Source organism: Patiriisocius sp. (assembly GCF_051252435.1).
Lineage (GTDB): Bacteria > Bacteroidota > Bacteroidia > Flavobacteriales > Flavobacteriaceae > Patiriisocius.
In genome coordinates this window covers 975,887-988,688 of sequence record NZ_JBPOFW010000001.1, presented here as the reverse complement: position 1 = coordinate 988,688, position 12,802 = coordinate 975,887, and the positions used below count along the sequence as shown (strand labels likewise).

Sequence of the window (12,802 nt, the reverse complement as noted above, 5' to 3'; positions counted from 1 at the left end):
TAAATTCAACCACTAGACTCAAACTAACTAGCACTAAGTCGCTGAGATTGTTTAAGCTATTAATAGGTTAAAATTTGGCCTTTGATATTCTTCGTAATTTACATTTAAGCTGCTAATTTGTTTTAAACTAATATCCAAATTCGCTTTTAATGTCATCTGCCTTATCTAGCAACATGTCCACGGTAATAAAATCAACTTCTTCTTTGTCGTAAGCAGCTTGATACGTACGCATAGCCTTTTTGGGCTCTCCGGTCTCTTCATAATAGCCCCCCAAGTAATAAGGGCCCAAAACTGTTTCGGGATATTCTCTTGATGCCATTTCGGCAATAACCCTAAGTGATTCCCATTGTTTTCTCTTTTCAGAAGCTGTTGCTGTGGCAATATAATCATTGACACGAATGGCGTTTGTTAAACCAAAAAGGTCCTCAATTATTTGATACTTTTCAGTCAAGTAATCGCTAATGGGCGTGTCCAGTTTCATCAAAACATCTTTATATTCTTGCTTACTAATAGGTCGATACACCGAAAATATTTTTTCAAGTGCGTTGGGAATTCCTCTTCCCACTAACGAATAATGCGTGCCCCTTTCAAAGTTGTCGTAGTAATAATTAAAATTCTTTGCCTCAATGGGTTTTAAGGCTGAGTTTAGAGCTTCAGTTCCTTCCATAAGTCCTTTTATGTCGTCTGTCCCTGTAGCCAAGTAATAAAAAAGTTGTGTTTGAATCATCGGGATTCTTCCCGCTAATCTTGAAGTTTGTTCAGGAGCAAGGTCTGGACTTAAAATTATATATCCATTGAACAATGGTGGGTCTTTAAAAAGGTAATAGTTTAAAAAGTTTGCTGTAAAATCATGACCCACACCAATTACAAATTTGGCCGTGCGATAGTTTTGATCAATATATGGGAGCAATTCTAGTCCAAGAAATTCAAAAAAATCGGCTCCTTTATCTGCGGGCAATCCATTTTCGCTATCATAATTACAATCTTCGTAACGCGTTGCGGCCTGCATCACCCCGACGACAATAGACTCTGGCATATCTTCCCAATAAGAAAAATAATCTACATTACCGGCAACAGGTTCAAACAAATAATCCCCGTCTAGCACAATAACAACAGGATACACTTTGAGCTCGTTTGTATCGTAATTGCGAGGAAGTTGGATTTTCAATCTACGGGTTTCTCCCAGTCTATCCGATGAAAACTCTTCATATTTAATCTGCGCAGATACGCTAATAGAGATCGCTAAAAACAGTAAAAGTAAAATTGCTTTTTTCATAGGTTGAACCGCCGTTGCGGTATTTATTTGTTCAATGAATATCAGTTTTTCCGAAAGATAATAAAATTTTGGATTTCAAATTAGATATATAATTTCAATTAAATGTAAGTACGTTATAAATATATTATTATGATTCAATTAAGCTGCTTCGGAAATATCGCTCCACCAAAAACTATTTTTTTCAAAAACGGTTTAATCATAATTATTTTTCGTTAAACAATCTTTGAAAAGCAATAAAAATACACCCGTAAAAACACCTGATTTTCAAATATTTGTAGGAACATAACCGTTAAAATCTATATATTTACAGTAGTTCACGTTAAGTATAATTAAGATTAGACGTAGTGTTGATTTGCTCAATTTTCTTCCTCAAGGCTCATTTCATACCAAAAAAAGAGTAGTTCGTGACATTTTTTTGTCTTAAAGTCTTATTTCTAGGAAATTGTATTATTATAAAGTGATAGCTGTTCAACTAACTAACCACTCTTATTATGAAAACAAAAAGTATCATCATTGCTCACAAAGACAAATTAAGGCAGTCAACGCTAAAAACAACTCTTTCCATCTTGGATTGCGAAGTAAAAAAAACATTGTCCTCAGGAGTTCGCACATTACGATATATTATTAGAGAAAAACCTGATGTTGCCATTATCCAAGAAAAACTTGGAGATATCTCAGCTTTTGAAATCGTAAAGGAAGTTGCACAAAAAAACGTGGATACTAAGTTTATAATCATTTTTAATGAACCCACTTTTGAAAACCTTTTTATGGCTCGTTCATTAAAAATTAAAGGGTGTTTTTGCGACAGTCAAAATAGCGTTCAAATACTCTCCATTGTAAACGCAGTTATTAATAACGAAGAGGGCTACTGCAACTATATCCTTGGTGATGAGAAAAGCAAAGTTACCTTTGAAAACTTCGGAAAACTATCTGATATCGAAATTGAAATATTGACACTCTTCAATTTTTACAAGGATGCAAAAAAAGTTGCTCAAAAACTGGACGTTTCTTCAAAGAAAATTGAAACCCACCAAGAATGTATCGCTTCAAAACTTAATATAAAATCTTCCGAAAGTGTTTTGACCCATTGGGCCGAAGAGAACGAGGATTTAATTAAAACACTAGCTTTTTAAATTATTTTTTATGACACGACCTTATGAAAAATACATATTTATTGCTGTAGTTGTACTCATCTTTCTATTAATATGCACCCATATTGCTAAGCTTGTTTTGGTGTAGATTTTCTATGCCTATTATAGATAGGCAATAGTAATAACGACAGTACTCCAAAAATTAAAATAGAGGCAATATTTGATGTCCAAACAATCCATCCGAAAGCAGTGCCCACAGTAATTGGAATTGAAAAAAGCACCAATATCCCAGCAATTGCAGCTGGATATGTGCCAAATCCACTATTAGTAAAAGCAAAGGTAAAACTCCCAACTACAAAAGCGATGATAATAGTTCCGAATTCTATGGTTTTGGTTTGCTCAAGTGCTTTTGTAGCAACATAAAAGGAAAGTAAATACAAACCCCATATTATAAATGTGTGAAATATAAATGGTCCTTTTTTCTTCATCGTTACAATACTCAAAACACCATCCTTAAGTCCGATAACAAAATTTTTAATCTTGTTATTTATCTTGGATTTTGAAAATTTCAGAAACAGAAAAACTAAAGCCAAAAATACTACAAAAGCAATAATAAGTTTGTAAATGAGGTTTGGAGGAAAACTGCTAATTACATAGCCGTACAGCACGTCATATTTTAAATACAATGCAACTAACGTAAAAGCCATAAGAAACAAAAGATCTATAATTCTTTCTGAAATAATAGTCCCAAAACCCTTTTCAAAATGCACATTTTCATATTTATCCAGAATTAATCCGCGAGTAACTTCGCCACTTTTTGGGATAAAAATATTCATTAGATAAGCAACTGAAATTGCCATAAAATTATTGGCAAGTTTAGGAGTGTACCCCAATGGTTCCAACATAAAAGACCATCTATATGCTCTTGAAATATGACTCAAAATACTTAGCACTACCGAAAGGACTACAAAACCGTAATTTGCATTTTTAAAATACTGTTTTGTTTCTTCAAGTTGGGTAGGCGTAAATTGTTGAAATATATACCAAATTAAAAAAATGCCAAGTCCTAATGGGATGGCAATTTGGAGTGTTTTTGATAGTGTCTTATTCAATTTATTTGAGGAGATTATCCTTGTTTGGAAACACGAGCGAAGGTTTAAACTTGAGTGCTTCTTCTCTTGTCATCATTCCATAAGTGATAAGGATAAGAATATCTCCCGGAGCGACTTTTCTCGCTGCAGCACCATTTAAAGTTATTTCTCCACTTCCGCGAGGACCAGGAATAGCATAGGTTTCAAGACGTTCGCCATTATTGTTGTTTACAATTTGAACTTTTTCACCTTCAACAATATTTGCTGCATCAAGTAAATCCTCGTCAATTGTGATACTTCCTATATAGTTAAGATCTGCACCCGTTACTTTAACTCTGTGGATCTTTGATTTTACTACGTGTATTAACATAGCGCAAAGATAAATGTTTTAAGCGATCTACAAATGGGAATTTAAAAAAGACGGATTCCCGAGAAAGGATGTCAAACAAAACAATCCTATAATTGCATATTATCTATCAACCGCACCTCTCCTGCAAAAGCTGCAACAAACCCTCGATAGGTATTTCCTTTTATTTTCCGTTGGGCCGTTTTTAGGGTAGCTTCGTTAGCAATTTCAAAATATTCTAACTCAATAAGTTTACTTTCATCAAATCTTTTTTTTGCCAGTGCATTAAGTTGGGGTATTGAAAGTTTTTCAAAATTCTCTTTAACCTCTTTTAAAGTTTTGCTGATTACTGTGGCGGCTTCAAATTGTTCTTTTGAAAGTCGTTTATTCCTTGAGCTCATTGCAAGTCCGTTTTCCTCTCGTACAATGGGACAACCAATTATTTTAACTGGTAGTTTTTCAAGTTCGACCAGTTTTTTAACAATCTGTAACTGCTGAAAATCTTTCTGTCCAAAGTAAGCCTTGGCAGGCTCAACTCTTTTCAAAAGTAACGAAACAACAGTACCCACACCATCAAAATGACCGTGCCTATGTTTCCCTTCCATTTCTTTTGCAATAGCGCCATACTTAAAATGTCTAGAAACAACCGCTCCGTTGTAGAGATGATCAGCTTCTGGAGCATAAACAAAAACTGACCCTTGTAACGTTTCTAAAAGCGCAACGTCTTTGTCAAGTGTCCTTGGATATTTTTTTAAATCGGAAGCATTGTCAAATTGTGTAGGATTGACAAAAATACTTACAACAGCACAATCATTTTCTGAAAGTGCCGTTGAAACCAAAGAAAGATGACCCCTATGGAGCGCACCCATAGTAGGTACAAACCCTATTGTTTTTTTATCGTTTTGAGCTTTTAAAGCTTGGCGTAAATTTTCAGCGTTTGTAAATACGTTCATTAGAGATTTTTATAGCGTTTGTAAAATTAACTTATTGAAAGCAATCTGCATAAATTTTCGTAATTTTGCATTTTTTAAGAATCTAGCTAATAAAGTACATTTATGAAAGATAAAAGAATCTTGTATGTTTCTTCTGAAGTAATACCATACCTGCCAGAAACAGAGATTTCTTCCATGTCGTTTGAGGCCCCTAGAATGGTTAACAATAATGGTGGACAGATACGAATTTTTATGCCGCGTTATGGAAACATCAACGAGCGCCGCCATCAACTACACGAAGTAATTAGACTTAGTGGGATGAACATGGTCATCAATGACCTTGACATGCCATTGATAATTAAAGTTGCATCTATCCCAAAGGAGCGCATGCAGGTTTACTTTATAGACAATGAAGATTATTTTAAAAGAAAAGCAACGTATGCAGATGAGGATGGAAATTACTTTCCGGACAACGATGAGCGCGCTATATTTTTTGCAAAAGGAGTTATCGAAACCGTAAAAAAACTCAACTGGGCACCAGATATTATACACGTTCACGGCTGGTTAGCAAGTTTTTTACCGCTGTATCTCCGTAATTACTACGGAAACGAGCCATTGTTTGAAAATAGTAAAATAGTAACATCAGTATACAATCAAGGATTTAGTAATACGTTAAACCTTGGTGTGAGTAACAAGATAAGATATGACGCTATCGATGATGAAGCCATCAAAGAACTTGACGACCCAACCTACGAAAATGTGATGAAGGTCGCTCTCAATAATAGCGATGCAGTGATTATTGGATCAAAAGATGTCTCTGACGAGTTGGTAAAGTTTATCGGTGGTCTTGACAAACCAGTATTGCCATACCAAGAGATGGAAGACATGGAGCGAGAGTACCTAAACTTTTACAAATCAAAAGTATTAGAGGAAGTAGAAAAGTAACACACTTAGAATGTTACCTTCGAAAATGCAACTTGAATAAAAATATTATTTATTCATCGATATTTCCGAAGGAAGAAAAAAAGAAAAAGAATGAGAATAAAAAATGTATTGCCAGCGCTTTTGGCAATTTTTGGTGCCTTTATATTTTTGGCATCTTGTGAAGAAGATTTAGGGACTATAGGTTCTGAAATTATTGGAGATCAAAATATCAATGCAACTTTAGACGATACAAAAACAGTTATTTCATATAGCCGTAAATTGTTGCCTGTTCAGTCAAATGGATTACCTATCTATCAATTGGGCAGTTATAATGATCCTGTTTACGGGCGTACTACTGCAAACTTGTTGACTCAATTAACAATTAGCCAGAATCAGACTGATCCAATTTTTAACAATGGTGTAGTAGTAGATAGCGTTATTCTGTATATGCCTTTCTTTAGTGAAGGAACTACTGATGATGACGGTAATATTTCTTATAAATTAGACTCTGTTTATGGAGCTGACCCTATTGATATTTCCATATTTGAATCAAACTATTTTTTAAGGGATTTTGACCCCGCTACAGGTTTTGAAGAGATTCAAAATTACTATACCAACCAAGGAAGCACATTTGATGCTTTTAAAGGTGAATTGATTCACACAATACCTAATTTTTTAATTAGTTCCGAAGGTTTTACCATAGTAACAATTCCAGAACCCGATGATGCAGGGGTTCAACCAGACACAATCACAACTAATTTGGGACCAGGTATTAGAGTTGAGTTACCTCCGCAGTATTGGAAAGAAAAAATTATTGATGTACAGGGCGGTCCTCAATTAATAAATAATAATAATTTTAGAGAATACCTGAGGGGACTTTATTTCAAAGTTGCAGGGACTGGAGACAATTTGTCAAAATTTAATTTGGAAAACGCGAGAATCGACATGTACTATTCGTCATATAACCCTTTAAATATGGGCGACGAGCTAGCAGAGCAAATAGATAATAGGTCAATCACTTTTGAATTTAATGCAATTAGTGTAAATTCTATTGAAACAGAATACACCACTGAAATCGGAGACAATTTGATGAATCCAAATACTGTAGATGGTGAAGATAGACTTTACTTAAAAGGGGGAGATGGAATTATGACTATTTTAGAACTTTTTGGTCCAGATAACGATGGTAATGGTGTAGCTGATGAATTAGATCAAATGCGTACAGAAAAGTGGTTAATAAATGAGGCTAATTTAATATTTTATGTTGATAAAGATGCGGTAACTGGAGGTTCAAAAGAGCCAGAGCGTATACTCATTTATGATGTAGAGAACAACACAGCGTTAATTGATTATGCAAACGACACCACCTCGAGTGCAGAAGACCCTCTCGATTCATACACAACACACCTAGGTCGTTTAGAAAGAGGTAATGACGGGAGTGGTGATTTTTACAAAATTAGAATCACAAACCACTTAAGTAATTTGATACATAGGGACTCAACAAATATTTCTCTTGGATTAGTAGTTTCTCAAAACGTAGGAGTTCCCACTTTTCAAGACTTAGAAAATGCATTAGCGCCAGGGGTTACTCAAATTCCTGCAAGTTCCGTTATCTCTCATGAGGGTACGGTATTACATGGTAATACGTCTATAAATGGAGCAAGAAGATTAAAACTTCAAATTTATTACACCGAATCTAATTAATTAAAACATGTGCGGAATTGTAGGATATATAGGGCATAGGGATGCTTATCCAGTAATAATAAATGGCCTAAAAAGATTAGAATATAGAGGATACGATAGTGCAGGTATCGCACTGTTTGATGGAACACAAATCCAATTATCAAAAACAAAAGGTAAGGTTGCAGATCTTGAAAAACGCGCTTCAAAAGAAATCTCTAAAAAAGGAACTTTAGGTATTGGCCATACAAGGTGGGCGACTCATGGAGTACCTAATGATGTAAACTCCCACCCACATTATTCAAATAGTGGAGATTTGGTCATCATACATAACGGAATTATTGAGAATTACGCATCAGTAAAAAAAGAACTTATCAATAGAGGATATACGTTTAAATCTGATACAGATACTGAAGTTTTAGTGAATCTCATCGAAGAAATAAAAAAGAAAGAAAAAGTAAAACTAGGGAAAGCCGTACAACTTGCGCTCAACGAAGTAGTAGGCGCATATGCTATTGCAGTTTTTGACAAAAACAAGCCAGACGAAATTGTTGTTGCTAAGTTAGGAAGTCCACTCGCAATAGGGATAGGTGATGACGAGTTTTTTGTAGCGAGTGATGCATCTCCTTTCATCGAGTTTACAAACAATGCCATTTATCTTGAAGACGAAGAAATGGCAATTATTAGAAGAGGAAGAGATGTACGGGTAAGAAAAATTGAAAATGATAAAGAGGTAAAACCTTTTATACAAGAGCTTCAGTTAAATATTGAACAAATTGAAAAAGGTGGTTACGAACATTTTATGCTCAAAGAAATTTATGAGCAACCTTCTGTTATCAAAGATACATACAGAGGAAGATTACTTGCAGATAAGGGAATTATTAAACTTGGCGGACTTGAAGAATACATCCCTAAGTTTATAAATGCAGACAGAATTATTATTGTAGCCTGCGGAACATCTTGGCACGCGGGACTCGTAGCTGAATACATTTTTGAAGATTTGGCTAGAATTCCTGTAGAGGTTGAATATGCGAGTGAATTCAGGTACAGAAATCCTGTAATTACAGAAAAAGATGTCGTTATCGCAATTTCTCAAAGTGGAGAAACTGCTGATACTCTTGCCGCAATTAAATTAGCCAAGCAAAGAGGCGCATTTGTTTACGGTATTTGTAACGTAGTTGGATCTACAATTTCTCGTGAAACCCACAGCGGAACGTACACACATGCCGGGCCAGAAATTGGTGTCGCATCAACAAAAGCTTTTACAACACAGATTACCGTTTTGACTATGATTGCTTTGAAATTAGCCCAAGTAAAAGGCACAATTTCAAAGACAGACTTTATGATGTATTTGAGAGAATTGGACAGGATACCAGCCCACGTTGAAGACGCTTTAAAGAGTAATGATAAGATTGAAGAAATCGCAAAAGTATTTAAAGATGCAACAAACTTTTTATATTTAGGTAGAGGTTATAATTTCCCAGTAGCACTTGAAGGCGCATTGAAACTTAAAGAAATTTCATACATCCATGCAGAAGGCTATCCAGCAGCAGAAATGAAACACGGCCCAATCGCATTGATTGATGAACACATGCCGGTTGTTGTAATTGCTATCAATAGCGATCATTACGGAAAAGTAGTAAGCAACATTGAAGAAATTAAAGCACGAAAAGGTAAAATTATTGCCGTTGTGACAGAAGGTGACACTGCTGTAAAAGAACTGGCAGATTATTGCATGGAAGTTCCTAAAACTCCCGAAACCTTAACACCTCTAGTTACTACAATTCCTTTACAATTATTGTCATATCACATAGCAGTGATGCTTAATAGAAATGTAGACCAACCACGTAATCTGGCAAAGTCGGTTACTGTGGAATAATTAAAATACAATTTATTGATGAGAGCAAAAACGGTATGTTTTTGCTCTTTTTTTATCCGCTTTTGTAGCCCAAAAATCTATTTTTTGTTTCGGGATTTAACGGCTATTTTTAAAAAGTGAAAATCTTAAACCTCATTGCGGGACCCCGTAATTTATCTACAGCACTCATGTACTCTTTTGCTCAGAGAGAGGATACAAAGGTTTTGGACGAACCTTTTTACGCCCATTATCTGAAAAAACAAAGTGACCGCGCCGTGCATCCTTCGGAAAATGAGATTTTAAATTCTTTGGAAATTTCTGAAGAAAAAATAATTGCAAACATTGAAAAATTAGCTGTTGAAAATACCATCTTCATCAAAGGGATGGCACATCATTATTTGACAAATGAGCCACAATTTATTCTAGGTTGGGAAAACATCATCCTTATTCGGCATCCCGAAAAACTATTGGCATCATTTTCAAAAGTCATCCAAAACCCAACAATAGATGACATCGGCATAAAAAAAGCAAGCCAACTTTTCACTTTTTTATCTCAAAGCGGAAATGTACCGCTCGTTATAGATAGTGACGAGCTCATTAAAAACCCATTAGTATATATCCAAAAAATATGCGACCAACTCAAAATTCCATTTTCTGCAACGATGCTAAAATGGGAAAAAGGAGGCATTCCCGAAGACGGCATTTGGGCAAAATATTGGTATAAAAATGTACACAATTCACAAGGTTTTTCAGTTCAAAAAACAAGCAATCAAAAAATGCCCACTAACCTAAAACCTGTCCTCAATCAAGCGCTGGATTATTACAATATTCTAAAAAATCATATTCTTAAAAACGACTAAATGTTACAAAAATTTAACCCTAAAAATGACAATCTCCAAATATTTATAAAAGACAGGTTGTACCACCGTAGTGAAGCAAAAATTTCTGTGTTCGATAGTGCCGTGCAGGGCGGTGACGCCGTGTGGGAAGGGTTGCGAGTCTATCCCGAGGGTGTTGTTTGTTTGGATAAACATTTAACTCGTTTGCATGAAAGTGCAAAAACATTGGCTTTTGTAGATATCCCGTCAAAAGCAGAAATTAAAAAAGCCATAAAGCAAACACTTGAAGCTAATGGAATGAACGATGACACACACATTAGACTTACGCTAACGAGAGGCGAAAAAATTACAAGCGGAATGGACCCAAGATTAAATCAAAGCGGTTCTTGTATAATCGTTCTGGCCGAATGGAAACCATTAGTGTACGATAATAAAAGTGGTATTAAAGTAATTAGTTCGAGTCAAAGACGAAATGCGCCACAATTTCTAGATAGCAAAATTCATCATAACAATTTATTGAATAATATTATTGCAAAAATCCAAGCCAATGTAGCTGAAAAAGATGCAGGATTAATGTTAGATGAGCGTGGCTTTGTTGCTGAACTCAACGGAAGTAACGTGTTTATGGTAAATAACAATACTATTTATACACCATTTGCGCATGCATGTTTACCAGGGATTACAAGAAATACCGTTATAGAATTGTGCGAAAATAATAACATCAAAATCAAAGAAGCAGATTTATCTCTTAGCGAATTCATCAATGCCGAAGGTGTTTTTGCCACAGGCACAATGGGCGAATTAACACCTATTGTTGAAATAGACGGGAGAGAAGTGAGTCGAGATAGTGAGTTGATGGATGAAGTATTGTCTCTGTTTAAAAAGAATATTAAAGGATTTTGTGAATCATTGAATTAAGAGAAAAAGTGGTGTTTCTTGTAATTGTATTTTTGCGTTTGTAATAAGTAGAGTCATTTTTATTAAAGTTTAAATATTGAAATTTCAATTTTTTTATTTTCATTTTAAAGCTAAGAGAATCTGTAGTGTTACTATTATCAACCATTCAAAATTTCCGAAGAAAAAAGTTGGATAAAAAACCCTATTTCAAACGTGTAATATTTCCGAAGAAAAAACTATCTTTGCACCGTTGAAAAAAAGGGTGCTTTTTACACCCGTAGATAACTAAAAAAGAAATACTTAAAATGTCAAATAGTACAGGAAAAGTTGCACAGATCATTGGACCAGTTGTAGATGTTGAATTTGCAAATGGTGCAGAGCTTCCAAAGATTTACGATAGTCTTGAAGTTAATAATAACGGAAACAAGTTAATCCTTGAAGTACAGTCTCACGTAGGTGAAAATACAGTACGTACCATCTCTATGGACAGTACAGATGGTTTGAGCCGCGGTGTTGATGCTGTTGCAACGGGATCGCCTATTCAAATGCCAATTGGACAGGATATTTATGGCCGTCTTTTTAACGTGATTGGAGATGCAATTGACGGTATTGGTGATTTACCTAAAACGGGTGCTGACGGAATGTCAATTCACCGTGACGCTCCTAAGTTTGAAGACCTTTCAACATCGAGCGAGGTACTTTTTACTGGAATTAAAGTAATAGACCTTATCGAGCCTTATGCAAAGGGTGGAAAAATTGGTTTATTTGGTGGAGCCGGTGTAGGTAAAACTGTATTGATTCAGGAATTGATTAACAATATTGCAAAAGGTCACGGTGGACTTTCAGTATTCGCAGGAGTAGGTGAAAGAACTCGTGAAGGAAATGACCTTTTGAGAGAGATGCTAGAATCTGGAATTATAAAATATGGTGACGATTTTATGCACTCTATGGAAGATGGTGGATGGGATTTGTCTAAAGTAGATAAAATGGCAATGAGAGAGTCTAAAGCGACCTTCGTATTTGGACAAATGAATGAGCCACCTGGAGCACGTGCGCGTGTTGCCTTATCTGGACTTACTATTGCTGAGTACTTTAGAGATGGAGCAGGAGACGGTCAAGGAAAAGATGTACTTTTCTTCGTTGATAACATTTTCCGTTTTACACAGGCAGGATCAGAAGTATCTGCACTTCTAGGACGTATGCCATCTGCGGTAGGATACCAACCTACCTTAGCAACAGAGATGGGTGCGATGCAAGAGCGTATTACTTCAACTAAAAAAGGTTCGATCACATCTGTACAAGCGGTATACGTACCTGCGGATGACCTTACCGATCCAGCACCAGCAACAACGTTTGCTCACTTGGATGCAACTACAGTATTATCTCGTAAAATTGCCGAGCTTGGTATTTACCCAGCGGTAGACCCATTAGATTCTACATCTAGAATCTTAACAGCGTCTATTTTAGGTAATGAGCACTACGACTGTGCACAACGCGTAAAAGAGCTACTACAACGTTATAAAGAATTACAAGATATTATTGCCATCCTTGGTATGGAAGAGTTATCTGAAGAAGATAAACTTGCTGTAAACCGTGCTCGTCGTGTACAACGTTTCTTATCACAACCTTTCCACGTGGCAGAGCAGTTTACAGGTATACCAGGAGTATTGGTAGATATTAAAGAAACAATTAAAGGTTTCAACATGATTATGGACGGTGAACTAGATCACTTACCAGAAGCAGCATTCAACTTGAAAGGTTCTATCGAAGAAGCTATCGAAGCGGGTGAGAAAATGTTGACCGAAGCTTAAAATAGACTAGAGATATGAGACGTGAGGATTTTTAATCATTCACGTCTCACGTCTTAC

At 35.7% G+C, this 12,802-nt stretch carries 11 protein-coding genes; 7 read left to right on the top strand and 4 right to left on the bottom strand.

What is annotated here, in order from left to right; translation table 11 throughout:
* Positions 1-127: 127 nt before the first annotated feature.
* Positions 128-1,276 (bottom strand): alpha/beta hydrolase, encoded by a 1,149-nt coding sequence (locus ACSHW7_RS04355; RefSeq protein ID WP_435678089.1) that lies wholly within the window; start codon positions 1,274-1,276, stop codon positions 128-130.
* A gap of 491 nt (positions 1,277-1,767) precedes the next feature.
* On the opposite strand from ACSHW7_RS04355, the gene ACSHW7_RS04350 reads away from it, so the two are divergent.
* Positions 1,768-2,409, top strand: a complete 642-nt coding sequence (locus ACSHW7_RS04350) for a LuxR C-terminal-related transcriptional regulator (protein ID WP_435678088.1) — start codon at positions 1,768-1,770, stop codon at positions 2,407-2,409.
* 86 nt (positions 2,410-2,495) lie between these two features.
* Here the strand turns inward: ACSHW7_RS04350 and ACSHW7_RS04345 are convergent, their stop codons facing one another.
* The 3 genes from ACSHW7_RS04345 to panC form a co-directional block, all read right to left on the bottom strand.
* Positions 2,496-3,479 (bottom strand): lysylphosphatidylglycerol synthase transmembrane domain-containing protein, encoded by a 984-nt coding sequence (locus tag ACSHW7_RS04345; RefSeq protein ID WP_435678087.1) that lies wholly within the window; start codon positions 3,477-3,479, stop codon positions 2,496-2,498.
* Position 3,480: 1 nt separating this feature from the next.
* Positions 3,481-3,828, bottom strand: coding sequence for an aspartate 1-decarboxylase (gene panD / locus ACSHW7_RS04340; RefSeq protein ID WP_435678086.1), 348 nt, complete (start codon positions 3,826-3,828; stop codon positions 3,481-3,483).
* Between the two features lie 86 nt (positions 3,829-3,914).
* Positions 3,915-4,757 (bottom strand): pantoate--beta-alanine ligase, encoded by an 843-nt coding sequence (gene panC / locus ACSHW7_RS04335; protein ID WP_435678085.1) that lies wholly within the window; start codon positions 4,755-4,757, stop codon positions 3,915-3,917.
* Positions 4,758-4,859: 102 nt separating this feature from the next.
* Here panC and ACSHW7_RS04330 point away from each other — a divergent pair, with 102 nt between their 5' ends.
* The 6 genes from ACSHW7_RS04330 to atpD all read left to right on the top strand — a co-directional run bounded on the left by ACSHW7_RS04330 (position 4,860) and on the right by atpD (position 12,745).
* Positions 4,860-5,681, top strand: a complete 822-nt coding sequence (locus ACSHW7_RS04330) for a glycogen/starch synthase (RefSeq protein WP_435678084.1) — start codon at positions 4,860-4,862, stop codon at positions 5,679-5,681.
* A gap of 90 nt (positions 5,682-5,771) precedes the next feature.
* Complete coding sequence (locus tag ACSHW7_RS04325) at positions 5,772-7,364, top strand: DUF4270 domain-containing protein (RefSeq protein WP_435678083.1); 1,593 nt, start codon at positions 5,772-5,774, stop codon at positions 7,362-7,364.
* 7 nt (positions 7,365-7,371) lie between these two features.
* Positions 7,372-9,219: a glutamine--fructose-6-phosphate transaminase (isomerizing) gene (gene glmS, locus ACSHW7_RS04320; protein WP_435678082.1), complete on the top strand. Its 1,848-nt coding sequence runs from the start codon at positions 7,372-7,374 to the stop codon at positions 9,217-9,219.
* Between the two features lie 116 nt (positions 9,220-9,335).
* Positions 9,336-10,058 (top strand): sulfotransferase family protein, encoded by a 723-nt coding sequence (locus tag ACSHW7_RS04315; RefSeq protein WP_435678081.1) that lies wholly within the window; start codon positions 9,336-9,338, stop codon positions 10,056-10,058.
* Complete coding sequence (locus ACSHW7_RS04310; protein ID WP_435678080.1) at positions 10,059-10,955, top strand: aminotransferase class IV; 897 nt, start codon at positions 10,059-10,061, stop codon at positions 10,953-10,955.
* A 284-nt stretch (positions 10,956-11,239) separates the two neighbouring features.
* Positions 11,240-12,745, top strand: a complete 1,506-nt coding sequence (gene atpD, locus ACSHW7_RS04305; protein ID WP_435678079.1) for a F0F1 ATP synthase subunit beta — start codon at positions 11,240-11,242, stop codon at positions 12,743-12,745.
* Positions 12,746-12,802: the final 57 nt, after the last annotated feature.

Bases quoted from the DNA above. Each gene is read 5' to 3' on its own strand.
- ACSHW7_RS04355 (WP_435678089.1), bottom strand. From the start codon at position 1,276: ATGAAAAAAGCAATTTTACTTTTACTGTTTTTAGCGATCTCTATTAGC.
- ACSHW7_RS04325 (WP_435678083.1), top strand. From the start codon at position 5,772: ATGAGAATAAAAAATGTATTGCCAGCGCTTTTGGCAATTTTTGGTGCC.
- glmS (WP_435678082.1), top strand. From the start codon at position 7,372: ATGTGCGGAATTGTAGGATATATAGGGCATAGGGATGCTTATCCAGTA.
- ACSHW7_RS04350 (WP_435678088.1), top strand. From the start codon at position 1,768: ATGAAAACAAAAAGTATCATCATTGCTCACAAAGACAAATTAAGGCAG.
- panC (WP_435678085.1), bottom strand. From the start codon at position 4,757: ATGAACGTATTTACAAACGCTGAAAATTTACGCCAAGCTTTAAAAGCT.
- ACSHW7_RS04330 (WP_435678084.1), top strand. From the start codon at position 4,860: ATGAAAGATAAAAGAATCTTGTATGTTTCTTCTGAAGTAATACCATAC.
- atpD (WP_435678079.1), top strand. From the start codon at position 11,240: ATGTCAAATAGTACAGGAAAAGTTGCACAGATCATTGGACCAGTTGTA.
- panD (WP_435678086.1), bottom strand. From the start codon at position 3,828: ATGTTAATACACGTAGTAAAATCAAAGATCCACAGAGTTAAAGTAACG.
- ACSHW7_RS04310 (WP_435678080.1), top strand. From the start codon at position 10,059: ATGTTACAAAAATTTAACCCTAAAAATGACAATCTCCAAATATTTATA.